This is a genomic window from Mesorhizobium sp. M7A.F.Ca.AU.001.01.1.1 (assembly GCF_004022735.1).
GTDB classification, from domain to species: Bacteria; Pseudomonadota; Alphaproteobacteria; order Rhizobiales; family Rhizobiaceae; genus Mesorhizobium; species Mesorhizobium ciceri.
Genome location: NZ_RZPF01000961.1, coordinates 1 through 1,921 on the forward strand (window position 1 = coordinate 1; position 1,921 = coordinate 1,921).

2 protein-coding genes are annotated in these 1,921 nt (G+C 65.1%); both read right to left on the minus strand.

Annotated features, from left to right (window positions below; all coding sequences use genetic code 11):
- The coding region (locus EN884_RS34570) for a 7TM diverse intracellular signaling domain-containing protein (RefSeq protein WP_164895374.1) at positions 1-1,456 on the minus strand (1,456 nt) is incomplete at its 3' end.
- Between the two features lie 50 nt (positions 1,457-1,506).
- Positions 1,507-1,921: response regulator transcription factor (locus EN884_RS34575; RefSeq protein ID WP_164895375.1), on the minus strand; the 415-nt coding region annotated here is incomplete at its 5' end.

Genomic DNA, 1,921 nt, shown 5'->3' on the forward strand with positions numbered 1-1,921 from the left:
CCTCCAGCCCGGTCAGGTTCCACACGCAATCGATGTCGCGGCTTTCGCATGCCAGCGTGTGGCGGCGGCGCAGCGGCGCGATCCACTCGGCCAGCGACTGGCCGCCCGTCTGGTCGTCGGCGGCGGTGTCGATGATGACCCGCAACTCGTCGCGCAGTTCCTTGAGGACGGACAGGAAGCGATCGGCCGGCAGGTTCTGCGGCGCATGCTCCAGCATGGCGATCGAATTGACCAGGGTGCCGCCCATGCCATCGTGCAGATTGTGGGAAAGGGAGACGCGCTCGGCCAGCCTGGTGTTGGCCAGGGTGACCTCATGCTGCTGATGCAGCGTGAGGGCGAGTTCTTCCCTGGCGGTTTCGATCTTGGCCGTGAGCTCATCGTTGAACCCCTCGATGCGGCGCATGTTGGCGACGAAGTTCCAGGCCAGCACCAGCGCCATGCCGACCATCTGAAAGTGGGATGTCAGCGTGACGTAGTAGACATTGCCAAGAAGGATGCCGAGATAGGTCATCAGGTCATGCAGGATGGCCACGATGGTGAGCGCGTTGACGATGTGAAGGACGATGTGGTCCAGCCGATTGCTGCGCCAGGTCAGGCCGATCGACAGGAAACAGGCGCCGATGTAAAGCAGCGACCAGAACAAGGCCAGCAGGTTGAGCATCGGGCCGAGTTGGGAATGCGGTGTGGCAAACAGGGCCGCGGCGCCGATCGCCAGCGCGGCCCACAGCACGGCTTCCCCCCTGGGAAAGCGGCGCTCGGCAAAGCGGATGACAAACAGCACGAAGGCGGCGGCCATGACCATGAAGGAGAGCATGATAAAACGCTGCCAGGTGTCGGTCGCCGCGAACGGCCAGGGGCTCGTCACCACGAAATTGAGCGAATAGCAAAACCACGCAATCGTCATCAGGGCGAACCAGCCATAGGCCTTCAAGCTTCGGCGCAGCAGCCAGACGACGAAGAAGAAGGTGCCAAGCGCCGCGGTGACGCCGAGATAGAAGACCGGCAGTTCGCGGCGAATCCAGAATTGCTGGACAAAATGGGCACGCGTCGCCGAAGGCGGGCCGATCAGGACCGGACCAAGGCCTGGCTGGTACGGCGCTAGGCCCGAGACCCTGATCAGCAGCGTGTTGGTGCCGGCATGCAGGACCGGGGAAGCGAGCTGCCAGTAGCGGGGCACGTTCCATGAGCGCGTCAACGGCTCGACGAGGAATTCGTCGCGGCCGAGTTCCGCGGCGTTGACAGAGATCGATCCGGCCAGTGTCCAGTAGTTCAGCGCGAGGCCTAGCGGCTCGGCCGCGTCGGGCCTGTCGAAGGTGAGGCGATACCAGACCACGCCGTCGAAACCGGGCCAGCGCGTCGCCCAGTCATCGGGCAAGGTCACGCTGGTCCAGCCGGCGGCCGGCGGCGCGGCGGCGTCCCAGCCGGATCGAACGGCCTCGATCGTCTTGAACGGCACGGCCCCGTCGGCGCCGAGGGCGATGCCGCCCGGCGCGAGGAGCAGGAATATCAGGGCAAGAAGCCTTGCGACCGCGCCTCGAAAATCGCTTCCGTCCGGGATTTGACCGACAGCTTCTTGTAGATGTTGCGAATGTGGCATTCGACCGTGAACCTGGAAAGGGAAAGGACCCCCGAAATCTCTCGATTGGTAAGCCCCTTGGCAACGAGGTTGAGGATCTCGACCTCGCGCGGCGTCAAGGGAGGCGGCGGCGCAAGCGCGGGCTTGCCGCGCCCCGGCCTGTCGGTGGAGGAACGGGCGCGCCCGGATGACGCCGGCGCCGACACCAGTTCCAGGATGCGCCGGGCGATGAAGGGATCGATCGGCGCGCCGCCGCGAATGGTGCTGCGGATCGAAAGTGACAGCTCGACGTCGTCGCGCTCCTTCAAGAGATAGCCGGTCGCTCCGGCACGCAGGGCTTCGAGG